General features: G+C 37.0%; 24 protein-coding genes. 16 read left to right on the top strand and 8 right to left on the bottom strand.

Annotated features, from left to right (window positions below; translation table 11 throughout):
- Positions 1 to 35 precede the first annotated feature (35 nt).
- A complete protein-coding gene (locus AN959_RS09765; RefSeq protein ID WP_056830360.1) occupies positions 36 to 1,598 on the bottom strand; it encodes an ABC transporter substrate-binding protein in 1,563 nt (520 codons plus the stop codon).
- A gap of 229 nt (positions 1,599 to 1,827) precedes the next feature.
- Between AN959_RS09765 and AN959_RS09770 the strand changes: the two genes are divergently transcribed.
- The gene (locus AN959_RS09770; protein WP_172794357.1) at positions 1,828 to 2,982 is read left to right on the top strand and encodes a PstS family phosphate ABC transporter substrate-binding protein; all 1,155 of its coding nucleotides are present in this window, start codon (positions 1,828 to 1,830) and stop codon (positions 2,980 to 2,982) included.
- Between the two features lie 323 nt (positions 2,983 to 3,305).
- Here AN959_RS09770 and AN959_RS09775 read toward each other — a convergent pair whose 3' ends face one another.
- Genes AN959_RS09775 through AN959_RS09790 form a run of 4 tightly spaced genes read right to left on the bottom strand, consistent with a single transcriptional unit; the run spans position 3,306 to position 5,699 of the window.
- A complete protein-coding gene (locus AN959_RS09775) occupies positions 3,306 to 3,716 on the bottom strand; it encodes a DUF3021 domain-containing protein (RefSeq protein ID WP_056830364.1) in 411 nt (136 codons plus the stop codon).
- A complete protein-coding gene (locus tag AN959_RS09780; RefSeq protein ID WP_056830366.1) occupies positions 3,713 to 4,171 on the bottom strand; it encodes a LytTR family DNA-binding domain-containing protein in 459 nt (152 codons plus the stop codon). Before AN959_RS09780 ends, AN959_RS09775 begins: the two co-directional genes overlap by 4 nt.
- A 49-nt stretch (positions 4,172 to 4,220) precedes the next feature.
- Complete coding sequence (locus AN959_RS09785) at positions 4,221 to 4,967, bottom strand: ABC transporter permease (protein WP_056830368.1); 747 nt, start codon at positions 4,965 to 4,967, stop codon at positions 4,221 to 4,223.
- A 12-nt stretch (positions 4,968 to 4,979) separates the two neighbouring features.
- The gene (locus AN959_RS09790) at positions 4,980 to 5,699 is read right to left on the bottom strand and encodes an ABC transporter ATP-binding protein (RefSeq protein WP_056830369.1); all 720 of its coding nucleotides are present in this window, start codon (positions 5,697 to 5,699) and stop codon (positions 4,980 to 4,982) included.
- 219 nt (positions 5,700 to 5,918) lie between these two features.
- Here AN959_RS09790 and AN959_RS09795 point away from each other — a divergent pair, with 219 nt between their 5' ends.
- A complete protein-coding gene (locus AN959_RS09795; protein ID WP_056830371.1) occupies positions 5,919 to 7,922 on the top strand; it encodes an AarF/ABC1/UbiB kinase family protein in 2,004 nt (667 codons plus the stop codon).
- A 146-nt stretch (positions 7,923 to 8,068) separates the two neighbouring features.
- Here AN959_RS09795 and AN959_RS09800 read toward each other — a convergent pair whose 3' ends face one another.
- Complete coding sequence (locus AN959_RS09800; protein WP_056830373.1) at positions 8,069 to 9,016, bottom strand: nucleoside hydrolase; 948 nt, start codon at positions 9,014 to 9,016, stop codon at positions 8,069 to 8,071.
- A gap of 107 nt (positions 9,017 to 9,123) precedes the next feature.
- Here AN959_RS09800 and AN959_RS21025 point away from each other — a divergent pair, with 107 nt between their 5' ends.
- Positions 9,124 to 9,267, top strand: coding sequence for a hypothetical protein (locus AN959_RS21025; protein WP_156350767.1), 144 nt, complete (start codon positions 9,124 to 9,126; stop codon positions 9,265 to 9,267).
- 97 nt (positions 9,268 to 9,364) lie between these two features.
- Here AN959_RS21025 and bioB read toward each other — a convergent pair whose 3' ends face one another.
- Together bioB and AN959_RS09810 are read right to left on the bottom strand one after the other, a co-directional pair.
- Positions 9,365 to 10,378 (bottom strand): biotin synthase BioB, encoded by a 1,014-nt coding sequence (gene bioB / locus AN959_RS09805; RefSeq protein ID WP_056830376.1) that lies wholly within the window; start codon positions 10,376 to 10,378, stop codon positions 9,365 to 9,367.
- Positions 10,375 to 10,947 (bottom strand): biotin transporter BioY, encoded by a 573-nt coding sequence (locus AN959_RS09810; protein WP_056830671.1) that lies wholly within the window; start codon positions 10,945 to 10,947, stop codon positions 10,375 to 10,377. The genes bioB and AN959_RS09810 overlap by 4 nt, the downstream gene beginning before the upstream one ends.
- 193 nt (positions 10,948 to 11,140) lie before the next feature.
- Between AN959_RS09810 and AN959_RS09815 the strand changes: the two genes are divergently transcribed.
- From AN959_RS09815 to nagA, 13 genes are all read left to right on the top strand, one after another.
- Positions 11,141 to 12,070: an AEC family transporter gene (locus AN959_RS09815; protein ID WP_056830378.1), complete on the top strand. Its 930-nt coding sequence runs from the start codon at positions 11,141 to 11,143 to the stop codon at positions 12,068 to 12,070.
- Between the two features lies 1 nt (position 12,071).
- On the top strand, positions 12,072 to 13,682 hold the full coding sequence (locus AN959_RS09820) for a sensor histidine kinase (RefSeq protein ID WP_056830380.1): 1,611 nt from the start codon (positions 12,072 to 12,074) through the stop codon (positions 13,680 to 13,682).
- On the top strand, positions 13,666 to 14,352 hold the full coding sequence (locus tag AN959_RS09825; protein ID WP_056830382.1) for a response regulator: 687 nt from the start codon (positions 13,666 to 13,668) through the stop codon (positions 14,350 to 14,352). The genes AN959_RS09820 and AN959_RS09825 overlap by 17 nt, the downstream gene beginning before the upstream one ends.
- Before the next feature lie 147 nt (positions 14,353 to 14,499).
- Positions 14,500 to 15,516, top strand: a complete 1,017-nt coding sequence (locus tag AN959_RS09830) for a tripartite tricarboxylate transporter substrate binding protein (RefSeq protein WP_056830673.1) — start codon at positions 14,500 to 14,502, stop codon at positions 15,514 to 15,516.
- Between the two features lie 54 nt (positions 15,517 to 15,570).
- Positions 15,571 to 16,020, top strand: coding sequence for a tripartite tricarboxylate transporter TctB family protein (locus AN959_RS09835; protein WP_056830383.1), 450 nt, complete (start codon positions 15,571 to 15,573; stop codon positions 16,018 to 16,020).
- Between the two features lie 18 nt (positions 16,021 to 16,038).
- The gene (locus AN959_RS09840; protein WP_056830385.1) at positions 16,039 to 17,565 is read left to right on the top strand and encodes a tripartite tricarboxylate transporter permease; all 1,527 of its coding nucleotides are present in this window, start codon (positions 16,039 to 16,041) and stop codon (positions 17,563 to 17,565) included.
- Between the two features lie 457 nt (positions 17,566 to 18,022).
- Positions 18,023 to 19,045, top strand: coding sequence for a LacI family DNA-binding transcriptional regulator (locus AN959_RS09845; protein WP_056830387.1), 1,023 nt, complete (start codon positions 18,023 to 18,025; stop codon positions 19,043 to 19,045).
- Between the two features lie 103 nt (positions 19,046 to 19,148).
- Positions 19,149 to 20,300 carry a Gfo/Idh/MocA family protein gene (locus tag AN959_RS09850; protein ID WP_053591719.1) on the top strand — a complete coding sequence of 384 codons (1,152 nt, stop codon included), beginning with the start codon at positions 19,149 to 19,151 and terminating at the stop codon, positions 20,298 to 20,300.
- Between the two features lie 28 nt (positions 20,301 to 20,328).
- Positions 20,329 to 21,330, top strand: coding sequence for a sugar ABC transporter permease (locus AN959_RS09855; RefSeq protein ID WP_056830389.1), 1,002 nt, complete (start codon positions 20,329 to 20,331; stop codon positions 21,328 to 21,330).
- Between the two features lie 12 nt (positions 21,331 to 21,342).
- Entirely contained in the window at positions 21,343 to 22,221 is an 879-nt protein-coding gene (locus AN959_RS09860; protein ID WP_053591721.1) for a carbohydrate ABC transporter permease, read from the top strand.
- A 34-nt stretch (positions 22,222 to 22,255) separates the two neighbouring features.
- Entirely contained in the window at positions 22,256 to 23,872 is a 1,617-nt protein-coding gene (locus AN959_RS09865) for an extracellular solute-binding protein (RefSeq protein ID WP_056830390.1), read from the top strand.
- A gap of 66 nt (positions 23,873 to 23,938) precedes the next feature.
- Positions 23,939 to 24,622 carry a YesL family protein gene (locus AN959_RS09870; RefSeq protein ID WP_082460928.1) on the top strand — a complete coding sequence of 228 codons (684 nt, stop codon included), beginning with the start codon at positions 23,939 to 23,941 and terminating at the stop codon, positions 24,620 to 24,622.
- The gene (gene nagA / locus AN959_RS09875; RefSeq protein WP_056830392.1) at positions 24,619 to 25,809 is read left to right on the top strand and encodes an N-acetylglucosamine-6-phosphate deacetylase; all 1,191 of its coding nucleotides are present in this window, start codon (positions 24,619 to 24,621) and stop codon (positions 25,807 to 25,809) included. Before AN959_RS09870 ends, nagA begins: the two co-directional genes overlap by 4 nt.
- Positions 25,810 to 25,833 lie beyond the last annotated feature (24 nt).

Genomic DNA, 25,833 nt, shown 5'->3' on the forward strand with positions numbered 1-25,833 from the left:
CCTCGATGATTTAGTTCATTCATATACTTTACAAGTTACTTCTTATCTACATTCCAAAGAATGATTCCTTGAAGGAAATCCATACCTTTTACATCAGAACGTAGGGTTGTGATGGTTGTTTTGTTACCGAATTTAATCATTGGTAAATATTCGTAAAATTGTTCTTGTAAAGCATCAAAATGTTGTTTTGCTTCTTCTTGAGAACTTGCAGTATTAATTTTATTTAATAAATCATCAATAATTGGATCGTTTGTCCAACCTGGCCATTCATTAGAAGAAGCTAAGAAAACGTACTTAGTTGGAATAGGCTCTGTAGGGAAACCTGTAACAAAAATGTCATATGCATTTTCATCCGCTCTTTTTTGCAATACAGTTGCCCAATCATAAATATCTAGTTTTACTTTCATTCCTATACTTTCAAGTTGCTGCTGAACTACTACTGCAGCATTATAATGATCTTCGTAGTCACGAGTTGAAAGAATTACGATTTCATCCCCATTATATCCAGCTTCTTTTAGCAATTCCTTTGCTTTTTCAGGGTCATTTTGATTGTATTTCTCTTTCCCAGCTTCGCTATACCACTCTTTTTGATCTTTAATCATTAAGCCGTGCTCTAATTCATAAAAATCTGGACTTGTAAAGGCGGCTGTTAAGATTGCTTCTTCGTTTAAGGCTGCATTAACAGCTTGCCGTGCAACAACATTTTCAAAGAAACCAGATTTCTTATTAAATACAACACCATTAAAGCCATTGTGATCTACTGAATTTTTCACATCACTATTGGTAGCAAGTTGCTCGGCATTATCAAAAGATATTGCATTTGCAATGTCATATTCACCTGATTGGATACCTGCTAATCTTGTAGATGCGTCCGTAACAAATTGGAAGTAAATATCATCAATGAATGCTTCTTTTTTGCCTGCTAAACCACTTGCAGGTTGATTAACAGATTGATATTCTTCAAATTTTGTCAGATGAACATATTGATCGGCTTTCCATTCAATTAACTTATATGGACCAGTACCGATGAATTCTGTTAAACCTTCTGCAGTTGCAGATTCTATAGTGGATTTTGGGGCTATAACTGCTGCTTGTCCCGGATCAGCTAACATATGCAAAGCAGTAAATTGTGCTTCAGGCATTTCAAGTGTTACTGTTTCTTCATCTACCTTTGAAAAAGTAGAATCTTTAAAGGAAGTTTTTCCTAAAGTGGTTGTTTCTACCCAACGTGTCATGGAAGCTACAACATCATCAGCTGTCATCACATCCCCATTATGAAACTTAATATCCTTCCGTAACTTGAAAGTAATTGTTTTTCCATCTTCACTTTGCTCATACGACTCTGCAAGTAGTGGTGTTATTTCAAAATTTTCATTTAGGGTTAACAATGTCTCATATACATTTCTCATTACATCTCTAGTAGCCACCGCTGTTGTGATAAGTGGATCAAGAGTAGGAGGTTGGGCATTATAAGCTACTTGTAATTCTTTCTTTGCATCAGAACTATTTGCCTCAGACTCTCCATCAGAAGAACATGCCGCCAAAGCTAAAATCAGTACTAGCATCAAAGCAACAAAACTAAATTTGTATTTTTTCATAACTTTCCCCCATTTTGTATTATTAAAAAGTTTACACTTCAAAACTAATCTTTTTTGAAGGAAACACTTTAAATTAATTTAACACTCTATTCTAATAATTTCAATAGGTTTAAAAATTAAAAAAATTAACGAAATAATACATATAATTGTAAAACAGAAGGGTCAAGATAAGAGGATTTCACAAAGAGTTGGAGAATATCCAAATAGGGGGAGATTTCCATTGAAGAAAATGTCATTTTTTGAACAAGTTTTAAGTGCAGTTTTTATTCTCATAGGAATGTTTTTTTTAACTTTTGCAGTGCTTTTCTTTACTTTAATTATTGGGAAAATATCGTATGTAGCATTCATATTAACAAGTGGAGTTGTGGTATATATCTTTTTTGTTCTTCTTGTCTTTCATTTCTTCCAAACGAAAAAGCGGAAGGTGATTTTCATAAGCTTTGGAATAATGGCGATTTTAGTAAGTACTGTTCCAGCTATTAAGTATGAATATACTAAACGAATTGAGATGGTGGATGCAGAAGTGAATATTTATGTCTATAAACCTTTTTCAGATTCACGAGAAGTAGCAACATTAGAAGAGGCTTCAACTTTGCAGCTTAAAGACCAGCTACCGAGAATGGACGGAGCAACAGCTTTATATCCCTTATACTCAGCATTTGTTCAGGCTACATATCCGGAAAATGACTATTATCCATATGATAGTGCAGTGATGGTTAATACAACACCGGACGCCTACGACAACTTGATTTACGGAAAGGTAGACATGATTTTTGTCGCAGCTCCTTCTGAAGCACAGCTCACTAAAGCAAAGCAACAAGGAAAAGAGCTGAAATTGACACCGATTGGAAGAGAAGCATTTGTCTTTTTCGTCAATCAAAAAAATAAAGTAAATGGATTAACGATGGAGCAGATAAAAGATATATACTCTGGCAAAGTGAAAAATTGGAAAGAGGTCGGAGGAGCAGATGATTCTATACGTGCTTTTCAACGTCCGGCAGATAGCGGAAGCCAAACAGCACTCGAAAACTTAATGGGGGACACTTCTATTATGGAGGCACCTTCAGAAGATATAGCTACTGGAATGGGCGGAATTATAAATGAAGTATCGCAGTATAAAAATTTTAAAAATGCAATAGGTTATACTTTCCGTTTTTATTCGACTGAAATGGTAGGTAACGAGAAGATAAAACTATTAGAAATAGATGGTATAGCACCAACGAAAGAAACGATTCGATCAGGTGACTATCCAATTGCATCAGAGTTTTATATTGTAACAGCAGGTAGTGATAATCCGAACGGCGAGAAGATGATTGAATGGATACTTTCTGAGCAAGGGCAGAAGTTACTCGAGAAAGCTGGGTACGTTCCCATAGCAAAATGAACAGAGCTCCCGACATAGATGTTGGGAGCTCTTTTTTATGAATAAAACTTAATGTGAACCATCCGATAATAGAGCCAAACCATCCCATAATCTGGCCGAGCCAACCGATTATTGAAGCAAGCCATCCGATTCGACCGGATAAGCATTTTTTCTGTCCGGATAGAAAAAATTGTGACCGGATAAATTACTTTCTGTCCATTCAACATCTTTTCTACATTAATTAATGTTCTACTTGTAATAAAAAATGTCTCGTTATCTATTATCTTGCTGAGCCAACCGAAATTTTGGCTGATGCATCCGAGTTGTGTCCAGATTAAACAAGTCTAGAGTAAATCCAATTCGTCATTTAATTTTTTTGCTTGGTTACGGAAATAAAGATAGAAGGCTGCCCAAAAAATTAAATAAAATCCAGCAAAAAATACAATTGCTGAGAAGAAGCTAGACCATTCAAATGGCACCCAGCCAATTCCAAACGCTAAAATAAAATACAATACGACAACGGTTAGAAAATGTAGTCCTGTCTGTTGGGCTAAACGCAATTTTGGATTTTCAAAATAGAGAGGGCTCACCGTGAAAAACCATCCACAAAAAATAGAACCTAGCGAATTCTTCAAAAATAGTTGCCCATCTATCAGATCTTGTTCTCCAAAAAGTACTATTGAATTAGTAAATAGGACGGCTAAGAAAGCCCCAAAGAAAATGCCAATCATGCTTCGAAAAAGAAAGGTCTTCATACACTTTTCCTCCTATTCATCTTTAATGCTTCTTTAATCGTGTTTACATAGGTTCGGGAAACATATTCCTTTGCACCTGATTTGAAATGCACACATAGGGTGCCATTGAATGATGCTTCAAATCGACTCAATTCATGCAGGTTTGCAATAACGGATTTCGATAGGCGGATAAATTTATTAGAAGGAAGAATTTCCTCGAGTTCATAAAGTTTTTCTTTTAATTTATAGGAACCAGAAGTAGTAACCGCGATGACTGCTTCTTTTTCTGTATGGAAGTAGTGAATATCCAAAGGTTTTAAAATATGCTGCATTTCTCCCACTTTCCCTACAAGGAATTCTGTTTCTTGCCCTTTTATATAATCAAGTAACTCTTGGACGGAATCATCCAACTTAGGCGTTTCAATTGTAACTTTCGTCTCTTTAAAATCATCATCAATATTCAATGAAACTTTCAACACTTGACACCCCTCTCTCCCTAAGTGTAATGGTTTCATGAGTAGCAAGCTATATCATTTTTCGTCTGTTTTGTATTCTCAAAGTTATTATAGAAACAAGAATTAATGCAACGATATAACCGAGGGAAAGGAGGGTGCTGTGGCCAAAGTTAAGCTGCCCATTCCAAACTGCGATAAACAAATTGTTTAAATGATACAAAGGATTAACGTCCGCAATAACTTGCACAAACTTTGGCATCATGTTGATAGGCATCACGAATCCACCAGTAAGCATAACGATTTGGAAGAGGACGATCGAAAATACTAGGGCACTATTCATATTTTGAAAGAACGAATAAATAGCAGATGCCAAGATAAGAAGCGCAGCATTTATTAAAATGAAAAAACCATAGGAAGACAGAGCCTCCAGCAAATGAAACTGTAAATCATACATAAGCAAACCTATCAAATATATAAACACATATCCAAGGCTTGTAATAATAATGGAGCGGAGAATACTGGAAAGTAATAGCGTTTTTCTTGGAACAGGAGATAGACTAATTCTTTTCTCGATGCCAGTCGTCCGTTGCATTACTTGGTCAAAACCATAAGCGAAAAATACAACCGTAAAAGTAATGAGTAAGATAAAGGAGGGGGTGTAGGTTTGGGCATAGCTTAAGTTTGCGCCATATGTTTGATCCCCATATAATTGCCCCATAAATATATACGTAGCAGGTGGAACGACAACGGTGAAAACTAAATAAAAGATTTCTCTTGTGAACATTAATAAATCATATTTTAATTGTGTAGCTAACATTTAAACTCCTCCTCAAATGGAAACTTTCGCAAGATAAAACGCATGAATAGATTTATAGCCTGTAGCTAGAATATTTTGGGTAGTGTCGAATACCTCACTTTTTCCATTGTTAATCAGCATCACTTTATCGCAGTACAATTCGATTTCATCCATATTATGTGTGGTTAAAATGACGGTGCCTCCTGTACGTTTGTTGTAATCGGTAATATACGACCAAAGGAGATTTCGCATATGTGGATCAAGTCCTGTAGTTGGTTCGTCTAATATAAGAAGCCTTGGTTCAGACAAAAATGCTATTGCTAAACTAACTATTTGCTTCCAACCTCCAGAGAGCTTATCAAAGTATTTCTTTCGGTGTGGCTCTAATTTGAAATCTGCAATGATTTGTTTAATATCAACGGGTGATTGATAGTAAGCTTTGAATAATTTCAGTAATTCTTCTACTTTTAACGTTTTATAAAATTGTGTGGGCTGCAAAACGACAGATATTTGTTTTCGAATATGCTCCAATTGGGTAATAGATAGAGACTGTATATCTTCATTTAATACGACTACATTACCAGCATCATATTGTTTAATCGTCATCAGAATCTCAAGAAAAGTTGATTTTCCTGCTCCATTCTTTCCGATGACCCCAATAATATCACCTGCTTTTGCTTGAAAATTCACGTCTTGTAAAACATTGTTTTGTCCATAAGATTTTTTTAAATTACGAACGTCAATTATATTCATTGCAATTCCTCCAATAAATTTCTTTGTATACCAAGTTTATGGTGGAATAACTAAAAAGACAGTTTGTTTTAGGTGAGTGGTATTTAAAGGGGAGTGACTTGCAATAAAAAGAAGGTGACTTGCATGGCTTGCCACGATAGGAATGTGAACGGAACGAATTATCATACATATTAATAGGTCTTGTTATAGTAGAAACAATTTATAGGAGGATGTGGGACTATGATTTATGTAAAGCTATTTATACAAATGATTGTAGTAGCAATTTGTATTTATTTTGTTAGTGGACGGTTAATGGGCACCCAGATAAAGTTCACTAAGCGTATATTGTCGGTTGTTCTTAGCGTGTCCTTAACCTCATTGGTGTATTGGTATTCTTATTTACGTTATACGGATTATTTGAATGAAAGCATGGTCACTGCAGTTACGAATGCAAGCACACTTATTTGGATTGCTAGTATGCTGTTGATCACGATGTTACTTTATCTGTTTTTTGAGTTATTTTCCCCACTTGAATTGGATGAAAGAAGAAATAGACATACCAATCAAAAGTTTTTTCTCAAACGCGTTCGAAACCAATGGCGTCAACAGAAAAGACTGCGCCAAGTCGTTCAAATTGGTCTTACAAATGGTTTTACAAGAGCATTAAAATACGCTCGACATCGAGAAAATGACCGGCAGTTAGCAATTGCTTTCCGAGAAATATTAGAGCAGTCAGGCGGCATCTTCATCAAGTTTGGTCAAGTGTTATCTACGAGAAAGGAACTCTTTTCGGAAGCATTCATCGAGGAGCTTGGCTCATTACAGCAAAATGTGAAGCCTTTGACAGAGGAACAGGTGAAGTCAATTCTGCAAAGAAGCCTGCCTTATAGTTTAGAAAGTGTATTTTCCTATTTTGATATGAAGCCAATTGCAGCTGCATCGATTGGACAAGTACATAAAGCGATTTTAAGAAGAGATAATGAGGAAGTCGTCGTCAAATTGTTACGTCCTGATGTGAAAGATATAATGCGTGACGATTTAAATATATTAGTTGATTTTGCAGATTGGGTTTGTAGTAAATCAACTTGGGCAGAAAGTTTAGGATTTCGAGAGCTCGCAATCGGGTTTGCTGATGGTTTACGAGAGGAAGTAAACTTCGATATAGAAGTACGCAACACGATACAAATTACAAATGCGCTTGTGGAAAGTCAGTATAAAGTGAAGATACCACGTGTTTACACAGAATTTAGTAACAAATGTATGATTGTTTCTGAATATGTTCATGGTGAAAGTGTAGCGGTTGGTGATACATTATTTTATGATTTAGAGATTGATAGAAGAGAATTTGCTCGAACAGTACTTTACTCTTTCATGGAGCAAATGCTTGTTTCAGGTATATTCCATGCGGATCCACATCCAGGGAATATTTTTATAGATAAAAAGGATGGCCTTCCAATATTACTAGATTTCGGTGCAGTCGGTCGACTGGCGGCTCCTCAGCAAGAAGGGATGAAACTACTCTTACTTGGGATTCGGCAAAATGATGCGAGCATACTTTACGATGGAGTGATGTTACTTATCGAAGATGCAGACGATATAGAACGAGAAGATATTGAACAAGCGTTAGGTCAAATATTATTGAAGATTTCTTATGTGGACCGTGTTCCAACTGAACAACTGATTCAATCTCTATTTGAAGTTGTCCGTGATTTCGGATTGTCCTTTTATCCATCCGTGGGACTTGCACTTCGCTCTCTTATCACATTAGATGGTACATTACGCATTATTACACCCGATTTTGATATTTTCGTAGAAGGAAAAGAGTACTCCAAACAGTATATAGAGTCCATATTGAAAAAACCGTTCAAAGAACCTGGTGCTACAAAGGATTTTATTGAAGAAGAGCTCACGATGATTATCCCAACGCTTCGTAAAATTCCAAGTAGAATAGACCGTCTCGTTCAGCGTGTGGAAAGTGGAAAAATCATCTTGCATCATGATATTTTCTCGGATAGGAAAAATGCAGATTTTGTTACGCAACTGTTTTCCCGATTTGTCTTATTACTTGTCGGAATTACATTTGGGATTATATCCGTAGCACTTTTAGCCATCGCCCAATTTGTGTATGAAGCGTATGCGGTATATTTAAATACAGCAGCTTATGTTGGTTTATTTCTATGTGCGATACTACTTGTCAGACTATCCATACAAGCTATTCGAGATATGAAACGAAGTAATAATTAATATAAATGCAGACTCCCTGCTTGGGGGTCTGCATTTTTTAAAAGAAAAGAAAGTATAAAAATTTTGAACAGTGTCTAGCTCCAGACGCCAAGCTCCTCGAGTGACTGAAGCGCTTGTAAGGGCTTAACAGGGCGATTGCGTTTTTCTTATTTGTTTAGAACTGATTTTTTTGCTAATTGTGTTATGTAATCAAAAAATACATCGTGGTCTACATCGTATACGAGATGAACAGGGCGACCGTTTTCATTTAGTTCAGTTTTACCTTGACTTGCACCACTTGCAATCGCAATACAGTTAACAGTCTTTTTCTCCACTAAATCTTCATGGCCAAGAGTGGCAGTTGTTAACACATCCCACAAAAAGTAAGTTGAATTAGTTTGAAAATGAACTAGAGATGGTACGGCTGCATAGCATTGTCCTAAGAAATCAACACCTAGATTCTCACGTTGTCTTGCCCACATTTTACGAATGTCGTTTGTAAGAGGTACTTTATTCGTACTTTCTAGGGCTACTAAATCAATTTTGATATTCGAATTCCAAACTGTTGCAACAGCTTCCGGATCCCAGAATGCATTCCATTCAGCTGTTCCGTCATGTTCAGGCTCTTCAACATTTCCTTTTTCAAGGAATGTACCGCCCATCCAAACAAGCTTTTCGATTTTTTCTTCAATTTCTGGTGCATTTTCAAGCGCACGAGCTAAATCTGTTAATGGACCTACGAAAAGTAATGTGACTTTTTCAGTAGAGGCATTTAATTTATTTACTAAATGAATGTGGGCGGGTTCATCCACAACACCCGTTTTTAGATCGAATTCATTCAAGACTGGTAATGCATCTACATAAAACGCGTGCATACGCCAATCCTTAGGGAAGGGATTCACAGGACGAGAATTTGAAAGAGCAACTTCAACTTGTTTACCCTGTCCAAAACGGTCAATAATTTTTCGACTCGCATATTGTGCTGGTTCTAAATAACAATCAGCTGGAATAACACCAACACCGATTAATTCTACTTCTTCCATTTGTAATAATAAAAATAGTGAGATTAAATCATCTACCCCACCATCGTGATTTAAGTAAACAGGCTTTTTCAAACTAGACACTCCATTTCAATAATCTTCTATTCATATTTTTCCTCTCTAAGTATAAGTTAAAACAGTACTTTTCAACAAATAAAACTACCAGCAAGCTCTTATCAGCAATGGAAAACCCAGCAAAATATTTAGATGCACAAGATAAATATATTGCTGAAATGTTAAAATCGGCAGATGGTCTTGGTACTATAGCTACACGTGCAGATATTATTGAAAAGTTATTCAACCTGAAATGCAGACTCCCTGCTTAGGAGTCTGCATTTTGTGTTTTCTGACCGGATAAATAAAAATGTGGCCAGATAAATATATTTGTGACCGTTCAATCTCTTTAACGAGAAGCTGGATTAGTTAAAGTACGCTAGCTTCGAAATGTTCTGCACTTGTTGCGAACGCATCCTTTTCAATTGTAAATCCTAAGTCTTCAATCATCTTTAAATCTTTCTCTGCTTCTTGACCAGAAGTTGTTAAGTAGTCTCCAAGAAAAATAGAATTTGCCGCATACATAGCCATTGGTTGTAGAGAACGCAAGTTAAGCTCTCGACCACCTGCAATGCGTATTTCTTTTGTAGGTAGCATGAACCTTGCAAATGCCACAATTCGTAAGCACCACATCGGTGTCATAGGTGTTTTATTTTCAAATGCTGTTCCTTCTATCGCATGTAGGAAATTAACCGGGACAGAATCTGCATCCATCGAGTGAAGAGAACGCATCATACTAATAATATTGTCCAAAGATTCACCCATTCCGATTATTACACCGGAACAAGGGGAGATGCCTGCCTGTTTTACTTTTTCAACGGTGCCAACTCGGTCGTCGAATGTATGAGTGGAAACGATATTGTCATGAAAATCTTCCGATGTATTAATATTATGATTGTAGCGATCAATCCCAGCTTCTTTAAGTTCCTCCGCTTGATTCTCTGCAAGTATTCCAAGGCAGCCACATAACTTTAGTGGCAATGTTTCTTTTATTTCCCTAGCTGCTTCTTTGACAGTTGCTAACTCATGTCTACTTGGACCACGACCACTTGCTACGATACAAAAAGTACCGGCTCCTAATTCAGCAGCTCGTTTTGCCCCTTCTACAATTTCGTCCTTCGTCATCATTCTATATTTTTCAATTGGGGCATTTGATTCGGATGATTGGGAACAGTAACGACAGTTTTCGGGACAAAGCCCTGACTTCGTATTAATGAGCATATTCAATTTAACGTCATTGCCGTAATAATGATGTCTGATTTTATATGCTGCGTCCAGTTGAGCAAGTGTTTCTTTACTATCTGCCTGTAAAAAATCAAGACATTCCTGATTCGTCAGCTGATGGCCGTTTAACACATTTTCTGCTAGTACATTCCAGTTCATCCAATCACCTCATGTTTTAGATTTGTTTGTGTATGTGCTGGAAAAGCTCGAAGCACTTTATAAGAAATCATTGCGGAAAGTACCGATAATGCTAAGTCCTTTGGTAATGGCACTAGCATGAAAGTCCAAGCCATTTGGTAATCAAAACCTGTCGGAGCAGCAAACCAAAGTTTATAGGCTATGTACATCCAGTTTGTTCCAATCAAATAGGTAATGACTGTCCCCACAAAGGAAGAAATTAAAAGCATCCGGAACGACTTACTTTTTTCTACCATTACACCTGTAACCCAAGCCACGAGTATAAATGCCAACAAAAATCCAAACGTTGGACTTAGAATCGCACTTATCCCTCCGCTAAATCTTGCAAACACTGGAATACCTGCTAAACCAATGAATAAATAAATAATCATAGACAATGGTCCATATTTTTTTCCAAGCAAAGCACCGGCAAGCAAACTAACGACCGGCTGAAAAGTAATAGGAACTCCGGCGATAATAAAAAAAGGAAGAATGGATGTTATATTCGCTCCAATTCCCATTAACGCTGCAAATAAGGATGCCAAAATCATCCCGTGTAAACGTGATTTAACCACTTCAACTCCACACCTCTCTTTTCTATTTCATTTTCAATTATATGTATTTCAAATAAATGTGTAAACCTATTTTTATTTTAGGTTAACACAAATGACGTCTAGTAGAACATTAAGAAAAGTGCGATAATATTCTAAAATAAGAAATGCTTGTTGAAAAGGGGCAACTAGGATGGTTTATTTAGGGATGGTGTTTTTTCAAGTTGTTGCGCCTATTCTGATCATGTTGGGAATAGGAGCAGCTTTACAGATCAAGTTTCAATTTAATTTGAAGGCGTTATCGAATTTAATCACGTACTGCTTAATGCCTGCAGCAGTATTTGTTAATATTTATGAAACAAAAGTAAACGCTTCTGTAATGGCTGAGATTGTTTTGTACCTAGTGATTTTTAGTATTTGTTTAATGATTTTGGGGATAGTTGTTAGCAAACTACTAAAGTTAAATAGAAATCAGGCTGCTATTTATAAAAATAGCATTGTGCTCATTAACTCTGGGAACTATGGGATTCCAGTCAGTCAGATGCTATTCGCAGCTAATCCTCTTGGTACTTCTATTCAAATTATTATCGTGATTTTCCAAAACATCATTACCTATACATATGGCTTATATAATTTAATATCTTCTACAAAGTCAGGGTTGGATATTTTACGTAGCTTATTACGCCTGCCGCTTGTACATGCGTTAATAATTGGAGCAGTGATGAACATATGGAATATAGGTATTCCCATTTCTTTGCGGATACCATTAGATTACTTGGCAAATGCATTTATTTCTATTGCACTTATTACATTGGGAGCCCAGTTAGCTCAGCTCGATATTAAAACAATATTTAACAAGGTTATATTAACAAGCACAGTTGGAAGGTTAGTATTAGGCCCGATGCTTGCGTTTGGTTTAATTATGCTGATGGATATTGATGGTGTAGTAGCACAATCCTTATTCATAGCAAGTGCATTTCCAACTTCTCGAAATAGCTCTACACTTGCACTGGAGTATGATATTGAGCCAAATTTAGCGGCACAGATTGTATTATTTTCAACGGTTGTCAGCTGCATTACCGTGACAATCGTTATTTATTTATCAAAAGTTTTGTGGGGGTAATATGAAAAAGAATTCATTACAAGCACGTATTTTTAGATTTGGGGCTATATTTGTTTCGTTAGTGGCAATAGTCATAGGGATATCCTTTTACTTTATCATTTCTCATGCCATTGAAAGACAAATAGGGGAGAGGGCCCTTAGTATAGCAATCACTACTTCAGAACGGCAAGATATTATTGCTGGCTTTCAAGCAGAGAATCCTACGGATGTTCTTCAGCCTATTGCAACATCTATCCAAGAGAGCACAGGGGCAGAGTATGTTGTTATTGGAAATAAAGAAGGAATTCGCTATGCCCATCCTGTAAGGGAAAGAATCGGGCAAAAGATGGTAGGCGATGATAATGAGCAAGCACTTATTTATGGTAAATCCTATATATCGGAAGCTACTGGTACATTGGGAACAGCTCTAAGAGGGAAAGCACCAGTTTTCGATGACAAAGGAGAAGTTATTGGAGTTATTTCAGTTGGATTTTTAAAGGACAATATTGCAATGATATTCATGCAGTATGTGGACAATATTGCATATATCGTTGTAATTGCTATTTTTATAGGAATTGTTGGATCTAGTATATTAGCACGCAATATTAAAAAAGAATTATTTAATTTGGAACCTTCTGAAATAGCGAGTTTATTTACAGAGCGTAATGCATTGATTGAATCTGTACGTGAAGGAATTATTATGGTCGATGCAAATGGTGTCATTACGATGGTCAATTTAGCAGCACACGAAATATTATCTTTACCAGAACAGACGGAGCTAGTTGGTCGTAATATTTGGGAAGTGATCCCAAATACGAATCTACCACAAGTTATGGAGTCTGGAGAAGATCAATTAGACCGTCCGATGGAGATTCGTGGAAAAAAAGCGATTGTAAATCGTATTCCGATTCGAGTAGGAGACAAAATAGTGGGAGCGGTTTCAAGTTTTCGTCTTCAGTCTGATATTGATCGGTTAGCTGAAGAGTTATCGCAAGTGAAGCGTTATACCGAAGCATTACGTGCACAGACACATGAATATAACAATTTTTTATATACGATATCCGGTCTTATTCAGCTAAATTCCTATGAGGAAGCACTAAGTTTAATCCATGTAGAGACAGCAGAACATCAATCATTAATTCAATTCATGACGAAGCATTTACAGGATCCATTCCTTGGTGGGATTGTTATTGGATTTTTAAATCGTGCAAAGGAATTGAAGGTACGATTTGTTTTGGATGAAGACAGTTACTTAGAGAAGCTGCCGAAACATTTACAGAAACACCTCTTTGTCTCGATTATTGGAAACTTAGTAACGAATGGATTTGAAGCAGTCGAGGGCTTACTAGAAGACGAACGGATTGTCCGAGTATTCATATTAGATAACGGAGAAGAAATTTTAATTGAAGTAGAAGATTCTGGAAATGGGATAAAAGAGGAAGTACTAAATGATATTTGGAAGGAAGGAGTTTCTACGAAGGAAGATGGAAATCGAGGATATGGTTTAGTGAAGGTACAGGAAAATGTGAATGATTTGGGTGGCTCGATTGCTATCGAAAGAGGCGATCTAGGAGGAGCTCTGTTTATCGTTTCGATTCCAAAAGGGGGGTATTTACATGACAAACCAAATTGAAATACTAATAGTGGAAGACGATAAAAGAATTTCTGATATTCATCGACGATTTATTGAAAAATTAGTAGGATTTGAGGTCATTGGTTCTGCATTTACAGGGGATGAAGCGAAGGATTGGATAATTTCCTATCAACCAGATTTAGTTTTACTAGATGTATACCTTCCTGATACGTTAGGAACTGACTTGTTAACAGTCATACAGGAGCATAGTCCAGACACAGATATTATTTTCATCACTGCTGCAGCTGAGGCGGATATTGTGAAAAAAGCATTTCGTGGTGGTGTGGCAGATTATATTTTGAAACCATTAACATTTGAAAAATTCAAGGAAAGTCTTCTGGCTTATAAAGAAAAAAGAGATATCCTCACAGGAGAAGGCAATGTCCAAGAGGAATTAATCAAGTCACTTTGGAACAATAAAGCGACACCTACACAGTATATGGAATCGATTCCTCCTAAAGGAATCGATCCAATTACGAAAGAAAAAATAGTAAATGAGATAAAAACAATAAAGGAAGGAATTACAGCGGAATCTCTTGGTCTACAAGTAGGGGTGAGTCGATCTACTGCAAGACGCTATTTAGAATATTTAGTTTCAGAAAAGGTTGTGTATGCAGAGCTCATATACGGAACGGTTGGTAGACCGGAGCGAAGATACTTTATCCAGTAGTCGTGAACAATATGAACAAAATGAACTTAATACCCTTTATCCAACTTATAACCAAAAGCATTGAGTTTACGTAATGTTTTGATAAATTATAAACAAGCGAATGAAAACGCTATCATAAAAAGGGGTTAAGGGGGATTTAATGTGAGTATGTGGAAAAAAATTACTTCAATAGCTTTTGCAGCGTCACTAGCAGTAGGCTTAGCAGCTTGTTCATCCGAAGAAGGTGGAGAAGGAAAAGCAGGAGCTTCTGAGTATCCAAAAAATAATATTACGCTTGTTGCTCCATCTGGTGCAGGGGGCGGATGGGATTTAACAGCACGATCTATTGCAAAAACAATGAATGATACGAAATTAATTGAAAAACCAATCACAGTTGAAAATAAACCAGGTGGCGGCGGAGCAGTTTACATGGCGGAATTTGCAACGAAGGAAGCAAAGAATGATTATGCATTGATGGTTAAGTCTCCACCAATTCTTATTAACAACAACAAAGCAGAAGGAAATAGCCCATATGGCTACAAAGATACAACACCATTAGCACAGTTAACTCGTGACTACGGTGCAATAGTAGTTAAAAATGACTCTGATTTTAAAACTTTACAAGATGTATTAGATGCGATTAAAGCTGATTCAAAGGCTGTAACACTTGCAGGAGGATCTGCACCAGGGTCTATGGACCATTTAGTAGGAGTTCTACCAGCATTTGAAGCTGGAATTGATCCAAAAACAGTTAAGTATGTTTCGTATGATGGCGGTGGAGAGGCAGTTGCTGCTCTTCTTGGTGGAAACGCAGATGTAATTGCGACGGATGCATCTACGATTGCTACGTATGTAAAATCTGGCGATGTACGTGTACTTGCAGTTAGCTCGACAGAACGTCTAGAAGGTGATTTAGCAGATGTGCCAACATTCAAAGAGTCTGGTATCGATGCAGAATTTACAATTTGGCGTGGTATTTTCGGACCGAAAGAAATGTCAGAAGGCGCTAAAAACTACTGGTCTGAAAAATTAAGTGAAATGGTAGAAACGGAAGAATGGAAAGCTGAGCTTACGAAGAACGGTTGGGCTAGTGAATACCGTAACGCTGAAGACTTTACTAAGTATTTAGAAGACCAAGATAAAGTGATTGTTGAATTATTAACAGCACTTGGCATGCAGAAATAAAAAGTAATTGGCGGCCATTGTTGCCGCCTTTTCTATTAGAAAGGAGAGTGCACTGTGAATAAAAAATTTGATCGAATAGCCGGAATTGCTTTTTTATTAATTGGAATTCTGTTTTTTGTAGAGAGCCAAAGAATTTCAGATAGTGCTTATGGATCTACTGTCGGTCCGAAGATTTTCCCGATGGGCCTTGGAATAATTTTAATATTATTAAGCATTCGACTATTATATGAAACATTTAAATATAAATCGGAAGCCTCCCAAAAGGAGCAATTGCAATATAAGAAGTTCCTAATCATCTTTGGAGGCGCGGTATTATATGCATTTTTCTTAGAGATAGTTGGTTACGTTGTATCTACTTTTCTATTTTTATTCATAGCTTTTCAAACGATGGAGAGAGGGAAAACAGTTTCCTCTGTAGTTATAGCAGCAGTATTTTCATTTGGCATTTATTATTTATTTTCAGAGCTTCTTGGTGGATCATTGCCAGGATTCCCGCTGTTTTAAGGAAGGAGAGATTAAGCTATGGACACATTGCAATTTTTAGCTGACGGATTTAGTGTCGCATTTCAATGGCATAATATATTGTTCGCCTTTGTTGGTGTGGTTATCGGAACAGCAGTTGGCGTATTGCCAGGTATCGGTCCGATGAGTGGTGTTGCTCTTCTCATTCCAGTAACAGCAACGATTACATCTGGAATGCCAACTGGAGCAGCTGCAGCAAGCTCGATTATTTTATTAGCAGGAGTATATTACGGAGCGATGTATGGAGGCTCTACAACTTCTATTCTATTGAATACACCAGGAGAATCGTCTTCTGTTGTAACAACTTTAGATGGTTACCAAATGGCGAAACAAGGTCGAGCAGGAGCAGCTTTGGCAATTTCGGCAATTGGGTCATTTTGTGCAGGGATAGTTTCGTTAATTGGACTTGTACTATTAGCCGAACCACTCTCGAATGTGGCTATAAAATTTGGACCAGCAGAATATTTTTCGTTAATGTTATTAGGTTTAGCAGCAGTGAGCGGACTTGCAGGAAAATCAATGACGAAAGCATTAATGATGACTGTTTTCGGACTTATGCTAGGAACAGTAGGAATAGATGCGGTTTCGGGAATTGCCCGCTTTACATATGACCTTCCCATTTTATATTCAGGATTCGAATTTTTAACGATTGCAGTTGGTTTATTTGCCCTGGGGGAAGTGTTTAAAACAATTTTAGAACGAGATAAAGAGTCAGGGGCAATTGCTAAGATCAATCGGATATTGCCAACAAAGCAGGATATGAAGGAAAGTGCCGTCCCAATTGCCCGTGGTTCACTTCTAGGCTTTTTTATAGGTGTTTTACCAGGAGCAGGTGCTACACTAGCTTCATTCTTCTCCTATATGACGGAGAAAAAATTTAGTAAAACTCCAGAGAAATTTGGAACAGGACATATTGCTGGAGTAGCGGGTCCGGAGTCAGCAAACAACGCAGCATCTGGCGGAGCAATGATTCCACTTTTAACTTTAGGGATACCTGGATCAGGTACGACCGCTATACTAATGGGTGCACTCATCATGTACAATATTCAACCAGGCCCATTATTATTTGATGAACATCCAGAAGTTGCATGGGGCCTAATCGCAAGTATGTTCATCGGGAACTTAATGTTACTTGTGCTGAATATGCCACTAGTACGTGTTTTTGCTAAAATCATTCAGACACCAAAGAAGTATTTGCTACCAATGATTGTTGCCATCTCATTCTTCGGTGTTTACGCAGTACAATATACAACATTTGATCTCTTCATATTGTTAGGCTGTGGAGTTTTAGGTTATCTATTATCGAAGAACGATTACCCAGTAGCTCCTTTAGTTTTAGCACTTGTACTTGGCCCAATGATTGAAAACAATATGCGCCGTGCTTTAACGATTTCGAATGGAGACTTTAGTATTTTCGTAACGAAACCGTTATCGCTAGTTTTTATCATTGCAGCTGTAGCATGGTTGCTGATTCCTTTACTTTTAAAATTAAAGGGACGTCAAGTTATTGTAAATGAAGAAGAATAAGAGAAATGCAGACTCTACGTGAATGGAGAGTCTGCATTTTTTTAGTTTCTGACCGGATAAATAGATTTGTGACTGGATAGAAAGTTATCTGACCGGATATACAAAAATGTGACCGGATAAAAATAATTTCTGACCGTTTAACCGATTTATATACTAGTAGTAACCATGAATATAATTTTTCTAGATAAGGGGTGTTCAAGTGTAACCGTTGTTTCTAATCAAAAACGGTATAATCTGTTAAAAAAATATATTGACACACGAGGGATCTAATTATATATTAATTCCAGTACCAATTTTCTGAATATAATATATTCATTGAATTTTTTTTGCACTAACTTGTACCTACAACCTGTTGACCCTATTTATACTTAATTTAATATTGTACTAGATTGCTATGGATTATATAGTACAATTATATAAATTGAAAACGGTTGCAAAGGAAAGAGGTACAAAAAAATTGGTTAGATTAAAAGATATCGCTAAGCACGTTGGAGTGTCAATTACTACTGTTTCTCGCGTCATTAAAAATGATTCTTCACGGAATGTGAATCCTGAAACAAAGAAAAAAGTTTGGCAGGCTGTAAAAGAGCTGGGCTATGTACCAAACGAATACGCTCGGAATCTTGTCGCATCTTCCGTGCAAGAAAAGAAGAGCACTAGGAGAATCGCATGGCTTGCAAGTCCACGTCTTGCCGAGTCTAACCCATACTTTTCCAAAATATATTCCGGTATTAGTGAAACATTGAATAATGCAGGCTACTCGCTATTACTGTTAAGTAATGAGGATTTGGAAGACGAAGCTTTTTTTCATCAGATTATTAGGGAAAAGGAAGTAGATGGGGTTTTACTGATTGACAAGGTGGATGAAGAAATACTTCTTGAAATCAAGGATATGATTCCAGTCGTGGGCGTTGACTTTAACTATAGTGATCATGCAATTTCCACTGTAGATTATGACCGGGAAGAAGCAGCTTTTAAAGCAGTGGAACATCTAATATCAAAAGGACATCGTCATATCGGTTTCATCGGTGGTGGAATTGACATTACAATGACAAACGAAAAACGTTTCAAAGGATTTAAAAAAGCAATGAATGAATTTGGATTGCCTATTAGAGAAAGTTGGATCATTAATTCAAATTGGTGCTTGGAACAAAGCTATAAAGCTACAAAGGAATTATTAAATAATCCTCAAAATAATCGCCCAACTGCTATTTTTTGTGCTGGTGACTTACTAGCGATTGCTGCGATGCGGGCTGCACACGAACTTGATCTTAACATTCCAGGAGATATTGCATTTATCGGCATTGATAATAATGATATGGCTCAATATGTAGTTCCTTCATTGTCGACCATATCGATACCGCAATATGAAATGGGTGTTATCGCAGCCAAAACGCTGATGAATCAAATTGAAGATAATCCAAATATAGCTTTAAAAACCTTATTACCATTTGAATTACTAATTCGTCAATCTACATGAAATTTTGGAGATTACTTAATCAAGCATTACGGGAAAACGTTATCCATAAATACGGGAAATTTTCCGAGATAGAAATGACAATAAATATTGATGGGGTGGAGAAATGAAGAAAGTAAGAATGGGCATTATCGGAGTTGGTCTTCGAGGCGGACTAGCACACTACTGGCATAAGCCCGAAGGTGAATCAGAAGTAGTTGCGGTCGCAGATATTTCTCAAGAGCGATTGTCAAAGTTTCAAGAGAAATTCGATTCTCCAATATTCATGACACAGGATTACAGAGAACTATTGAAACGTGAAGATGTGGATGCAGTTGCGGTGTTATCACCGGATTATTTGCATGAGGAACATGTTATAGCAGCACTTGAGGCAGGTAAACATGTCTATTCTGAAAAACCACTTGCTATTACGGTAGAAGGATGCGACCGGATTATTGACGTTTGGCAGAAATCAGGAAAGCACTTAATGGTTGGTTTCAATATGCGTTATATGAGTATGTACCAGACGATGAAGGAATTAATTGACTCAGGTGCTATTGGGGAATTGAAGAGTATCTGGGTTCGTCATTTTGTCGGATTTGGTGGTTACTTCTATTACCACGATTGGCATGGAAAATCAGAAAATACAACTTCACTTCTGTTACAGAAAGGTTCACATGATCTTGACGTTATCCATTGGATTTCAGGTAAGTATGCGACGAAGGTTTCAGCATTTGGTGGGCTTGACTATTATGGTGGGAACAATCCAAACGACTTAACTTGTCCCGAGTGTGAATTAAAGAATACGTGTCCAGAGTATGTTGCCCATACATTTACGGAATGTGCATTTCGCGAAGAAATCGATGTGGAAGATAATAATATGCTCATTATGGAACTTGAAGGCGGTATTAAGGCATCTTATCTTCAATGTCATTTTACACCAGATTATTCACGGAACTATACGTTCATCGGGACAAAAGGTCGTATAGAGAATGATGATGTAAACGGAAAAATATACTTGAAAACTCGAAAAACAAACTCATGGAAAGATTTTAGTGATGTTACCTATGAGATGAAGCCTGAAGATGGTAGTCATGGTGGAGCAGATCCTAAAATTACGCAAGATTTTGTAGAGTTAGTGCTGTATGATAAACAACCTCTAACAACGCCATTTGCAGGGAGAATGAGTGTAGCAGTCGGATGTGCAGCAACAGAATCTATACGTGCAGGCGGTAAAGTAGTCAATATTTCACAAGAATCTAGCATAGTTCACAATTAAATAGGATAGCAGGAAAAGGGGTGTGATCATGACAAATTTGAGTGAAGGCGTAGGCTATGTAGAAGATACAGACAACAGAGGGAAAAAGAAGTCATTGAAAAATCGACAAAAGTTGAAGAAAAGTGTATGGGTTGAATGGAAAAAGTCTTTTAGAAAAAATTGGGAACTGTATTTATTGCTTACACCCGTAATTTTATACTTTCTGATTTTTCATTACTTTCCTCTCTATGGTTTGCAAATTGCATTTAAAGATTTCATTGCTTCAAAAGGGATTATGGGGAGCCCATGGGTAGGATTTAAACACTTTGAGCGGTTCTTTGATAGTTACTATTTTTGGAGACTAATAAAAAATACATTAGGAATTGGTATTTTTACGCTAGCTGTTTCTTTTCCAGTCCCTATTATACTAGCGCTCATGTTAAATGAAATAAAAAGTTTGCGTTATAAAAAATTCGTACAGACAGTTATATATGCACCGCATTTCTTATCGACTGTAGTTGTTGTAGGAATGCTCCTGTTGTTTTTGAAAACAGATGGGCTAGTCAATCAGATTATCCAACTTTTCGGAGGTTCACCGATTGATTTTATCACGGAGCCGGCTTGGTTTAAAAGCTTGTACGTGTTCTCGGATGTATGGCAGACGATGGGGTGGAGCTCCATTATTTATATTGCTGCGCTTGCTGCAGTGGACCCGGCACAACATGAAGCTGCAATGATAGATGGAGCGTCAAAATTTCAACGAATTATCCATATCAACATCCCGGCAATCATGCCTACTATTGTTATTCTTTTCATTTTGAATGCTGGATCTGTTATGGCTGTAGGGTTTGAAAAAGTATATCTAATGCAAAATGATTTAAATATGTCGACGTCTGATGTAATTTCGACATTTGTTTACCGAAGTGGAATTTTGGAAGCTCAATATAGTTTCTCAGCTGCGGTAGGACTGTTCAACTCGCTCATTAACTTCATCATGCTCATTATGGTAAATCAGATTGCAAAAAAAGTGAATGAGACAAGTCTATGGTAAGGGGTGACTAGATTGAGAGAAACTAAAACTGATCGCGCGTTTAATGTATTCAACTATGTATTTCTTGCAATTGTCGCTTTTCTCGTAATCTATCCATTAATTTTTGTTTTTAGTGCTTCTCTTAGTAACCCTCAGAATGTCATATCAGGCGATATGTGGTTATGGCCAAAAGAGTTTACATTAGATGCATATGAAAAGGTATTTCAAAACGAGGATATTATAAATGGATTTATTAACACATTGAAGTATACAGTTTTTGGTACGATTCTGAATGTCGTTATGACTATTTTAGCGGCATATCCATTGTCTCGAAGGGATTTAAAAGGTCGCGGATTCCTCATGGCGTTTATCGTTTTTACAATATTTTTTAGTGGTGGGCTTATCCCGACGTACTTACTTATTCGAGATCTTGGGATGTTAAATACGTTTTGGGTTATGATCATCCCAAACGCAGTTGCAGTTTGGAACATTATTATTATGCGAACGTTTTTCCAATCGATTCCTCATGAGTTAGAGGAATCGGCGATGATAGACGGAGCAGGAAATTTTAGGATTTTATGGAGTGTCGTTTTGCCGTTGTCACTTCCAGTTATAGCAGTAATGGTTCTTTTCTACTCAGTCGGTCACTGGAATTCATACTTCCAAGCATTGATTTATTTACAGGATCAAGAGAAGTTTCCACTTCAACTGATTCTTCGTCAAATTCTTATTCAAGGTCAAACTGATGACATGATTAAAGCGACATCAGAAAGCTTTTTAGCTCAGCAACTAAGTGTTGAAGGGTTGAAATATGCTGTACTTATTGTTGCAAATTTGCCTATGCTTATGCTCTATCCATTTTTACAAAGGTATTTTGTGAAAGGTGTCATGATTGGATCACTCAAAGGGTAACAAGGTAAACAGGATAAATAAGGGGGAGAATGTTTTGAAGAAAAACTATATTACTTGTTTTACTGCAAGTCTATTACTAACGGCTAGTATTTTAGGAGCTTGTTCTAATGAGGAAGGAGCTACTGAAAAAAGTGAAAATGCCGGTAATGTAAAAGCGACGGGAATGCCAATTGTTGAAGAAAAGATTCAAGTGGATGGTTTTGCAGCAAAATTCTTTGCATCGCAAGATTGGAACAAACTTATGCTTTGGGATGAATATGAGAAAATGACGAATATCGAAGTGAACTGGGAAACAACGCAAATTGAGGGATTAGCAGAGAAACGAAATTTAATGCTTGCATCTGGAGATTATCCCGAATTATTTTTTGCTTCAGCATTTTCTAAAACAGATTTAGTAAAATATGGACAGCAAGGTGTATTCTTACCGATAAATGACTATATCGATGAATATGCACCAAATTTTAAAAAGATTTTAGAGGAGTATCCATCAGTGAAACAAGGAGTAACGATGGCGGATGGAAATATTTATGGTTTCCCTACATTTTACGATCCGAAATTTGAATCACTTCGCGCAAATACACCGTGGATAAGGAAAGATTGGCTCGATAAATTGGGACTAGAGGAACCTGAAACTACAGATGAATTGTACGAAGTATTGAAAGCGTTTAAAGAACAAGATCCGAATGGTAATGGACAAGCCGATGAGCTTGGATGGGGCAGTGGCTATGGCATTAGTGAATTCATTGCTTATTTGCGCGGAACATATGGTTTAAACAAACAAGGTTCTATGAATTTAAACCTCGACTTTAAAGAAGGTACGGAAGAATTTCGTTTTATTCCAACTACGGATGAATACAAGGAATTGCTTACATTCTTGAACAAACTATATACAGAAGGTTTAATCAACCAAGATGTTTTCACAACTGAACCGCATGTGTTTGCTGCAGAAGCATCTAAAGGGAATTTTGGTATGCTGAGCGAAGTAGACCCGGCAGAATTATACAAACTTGACGGTTACATTGGTGTACCGGTCTTAGAAGGGCCTACTGGAGAACGTGCTTATAATACAGTTTCGAATGGTCTTGGAAATCTGGGGATGTTCGTATTGACCGATAAGGCAAAAAACCCAGAAGCAATGGTTCGTTGGATGGATTATTTTTATGGAGAAGAAGGTTCTAAGATGTTCTTCATGGGGTTTGAAGGTGTAACATATGAAGAGGATGATGCTGGAAATTTCAAGTATTTAGATACGATTACAAACAATCCGAATGGTTTAAATATGGACCAAGCAATAAGTGAATATTTGACTTGGCCAGGAGGATATTATCCTGGAGTGGTTAGACAAAAGTTTTTCCAAGGTGCAGAAGGTAAAGAAAATTCAATCCTAAACGCTGAGAAGGCTCGTCCTTATCGTATAAAAGATGAAGATATTCTTCCAGGGTTGAACTATACAATGGATGAAACGGAAAAAGTTAGTGCAATTATGACAGATGTACAAACATATATTGATGAAATGACAGCTGCTTTTATTACTGGAAAACAAGACTTTAGTAAATGGGATGACTACAAGAAAACACTTGATAAAATGGGAATACAAGAGTATCTTGAGCTGGCACAAGGAGCTTACGATCGATCAACAAAAGAAAAGTAAAATAAATTATACTCATACAATGGTTTTCCTTTGTATGAGTTTTACCCTTTAAGGGAGGTAGTTTGATTGGACTTAAATGGATGGAAAGGAAAGCTCTATGAGTTCGTAGAGTTTGTGACTATGCTAGCAGTATTACAGCTGATGTGGATTGGGTTAACACTGCTTGGTCTTGTGTTCTTTGGAATATCACCAGCTACTGTAGGGCTATTCGTAGTAATGAGAAAAAGATTGCAAGGCCAGGATCACTTACGATCACTAATGAGACATTATTGGGCAACGTATAAAATAGAGTTCATCGCTTCAAATAAGATTGGAGTCATTTTGATAGGCATTGGCTATTTTCTCACAATTAATTTAAAAATTACTTTAACGATGAACGAGAACTATGGTTTCTTCATGTTGACGTTGATCGTCATGATTACGATTTTGTACATAGTGATGGTGATGAACATATTTCAAGTATTTGCACATTATGAACTTCCATTTGCTCGTTATTTTTCAACATCTCTCTTACTTAGTATTTCATTTCCACTCCAAATAATCGGATCTATTATAGGACTCTATATTCTGTATCGGATTTTTTTATTCATACCGGGCCTTCTTCCATTTTTCGGAGTGAGTTTAACTGTTCTGTTTCTTACTTGGATGTCATCCCAAATCTTCCGACTTAAAGGTGAATCGGATGGAACATTACAGATAGAGGAAACTAAGAAAACAAAAAAGCTAATTATGGAGAGTACCTTACCATGAAGAGTATGTATTTAATTAACGCAACAATTGTTCTTGAACAATCGGTTTTACAAAATGGATTTGTGCATATTGAAGGAGAAAAAATAAAGTCTGTTGGGAAAATGGTAGATTGCCCACCTATTATTGGGGAAATAGTTATTGATTGTATTGACAATCAATACGTTATACCTGGAATGATTGATATACATGTGCATGGAGCTGGCGGATTTGACTTTATGGACTCCAAGCAAGAAGCTTTTGAAGGTATTGCAAAAGCACTTGCTAAAGAAGGGACGACCTCTTATCTTGCAACAACGATGACAAATCCAATCTCACAAATTAGTTATGTGCTTAAGAATCTCGCCAGCTACAAAGAAAATAATAGTGAAACTGGTGTAGCAGAAATGATAGGCATTCATTTGGAAGGGCCCTTTATAAACAAAGATCAAAAAGGAGCCCAACCGGAACATGATATCCTCCCTCCAAATGTTACTCTGTTCAAAGAATGGCAGAAGCTATCAAGAGACGCAATTAAAATTATTACATTTGCTCCTGAATTAGATGTAGATTTTGAGCTACTAAAGGAACTGAAAAAAATGGAAATTATTCCATCGATGGGACATACGAATGCATCTTACGATGAAGCTGTACAAGCTATTACTCATGGAATAACGCACTCGACACACTTATTTAATGGGATGAAAGGGTTGCATCATCGTGATCCAGGAGTCGTAGGTGGAGCTCTTCTACATGATGAGGTTTATGTTGAAGTAATTCCAGATGGTATTCATTTTCACCCTGATTTATTGAAACTTGTAGTTAGAATGAAGGGGCTAGAACGGATTTTGGTCATTACTGACGGAATACGGGCGAAAGGGATGGCAGATGGTATTTATGATTTAGGTGGACAGAAAGTGACAGTTAGTGATGAAAAATGTACGTTAACGTCTACCGGTTCGCTTGCAGGTAGTATTGTAACAATGAATAATGCAAGGATGAATCTGGCTAAATGGCTAGGACTGTCGATACAGGAACAATTACAGATAACATCAGTGAACCAAGCTAAACGTTTAGGCCTATTTAATAGAAAAGGATCCATTCAGGCTGGAAAAGATGCTGACATCGTAATTCTCGGTATGAATGGAGAAATCGTGTTTACGATTTGTAGAGGCGCTATTGCTTTCCAATGTAAAGATGCATTCAAATGATGTAAAAATTTCTGAATTGATGAT

Source organism: Psychrobacillus sp. FJAT-21963, assembly GCF_001420585.1.
Lineage (GTDB): Bacteria > Bacillota > Bacilli > Bacillales_A > Planococcaceae > Psychrobacillus.

Excerpts from the sequence above, each read along its gene's own strand:
- AN959_RS09765 (WP_056830360.1), bottom strand. The coding sequence starts at position 1,598 with ATGAAAAAATACAAATTTAGTTTTGTTGCTTTGATGCTAGTACTGATT.
- AN959_RS09770 (WP_172794357.1), top strand. The coding sequence starts at position 1,828 with ATGTCATTTTTTGAACAAGTTTTAAGTGCAGTTTTTATTCTCATAGGA.
- AN959_RS09775 (WP_056830364.1), bottom strand. The coding sequence starts at position 3,716 with ATGAAGACCTTTCTTTTTCGAAGCATGATTGGCATTTTCTTTGGGGCT.
- AN959_RS09785 (WP_056830368.1), bottom strand. The coding sequence starts at position 4,967 with ATGTTAGCTACACAATTAAAATATGATTTATTAATGTTCACAAGAGAA.
- AN959_RS09790 (WP_056830369.1), bottom strand. The coding sequence starts at position 5,699 with ATGAATATAATTGACGTTCGTAATTTAAAAAAATCTTATGGACAAAAC.
- AN959_RS09795 (WP_056830371.1), top strand. The coding sequence starts at position 5,919 with ATGATTTATGTAAAGCTATTTATACAAATGATTGTAGTAGCAATTTGT.
- AN959_RS21025 (WP_156350767.1), top strand. The coding sequence starts at position 9,124 with ATGGAAAACCCAGCAAAATATTTAGATGCACAAGATAAATATATTGCT.
- bioB (WP_056830376.1), bottom strand. The coding sequence starts at position 10,378 with ATGAACTGGAATGTACTAGCAGAAAATGTGTTAAACGGCCATCAGCTG.
- AN959_RS09810 (WP_056830671.1), bottom strand. The coding sequence starts at position 10,947 with ATGATTTTGGCATCCTTATTTGCAGCGTTAATGGGAATTGGAGCGAAT.
- AN959_RS09815 (WP_056830378.1), top strand. The coding sequence starts at position 11,141 with ATGGTTTATTTAGGGATGGTGTTTTTTCAAGTTGTTGCGCCTATTCTG.
- AN959_RS09820 (WP_056830380.1), top strand. The coding sequence starts at position 12,072 with ATGAAAAAGAATTCATTACAAGCACGTATTTTTAGATTTGGGGCTATA.
- AN959_RS09825 (WP_056830382.1), top strand. The coding sequence starts at position 13,666 with ATGACAAACCAAATTGAAATACTAATAGTGGAAGACGATAAAAGAATT.
- AN959_RS09830 (WP_056830673.1), top strand. The coding sequence starts at position 14,500 with ATGTGGAAAAAAATTACTTCAATAGCTTTTGCAGCGTCACTAGCAGTA.
- AN959_RS09840 (WP_056830385.1), top strand. The coding sequence starts at position 16,039 with ATGGACACATTGCAATTTTTAGCTGACGGATTTAGTGTCGCATTTCAA.
- AN959_RS09850 (WP_053591719.1), top strand. The coding sequence starts at position 19,149 with ATGAAGAAAGTAAGAATGGGCATTATCGGAGTTGGTCTTCGAGGCGGA.
- AN959_RS09855 (WP_056830389.1), top strand. The coding sequence starts at position 20,329 with ATGACAAATTTGAGTGAAGGCGTAGGCTATGTAGAAGATACAGACAAC.
- nagA (WP_056830392.1), top strand. The coding sequence starts at position 24,619 with ATGAAGAGTATGTATTTAATTAACGCAACAATTGTTCTTGAACAATCG.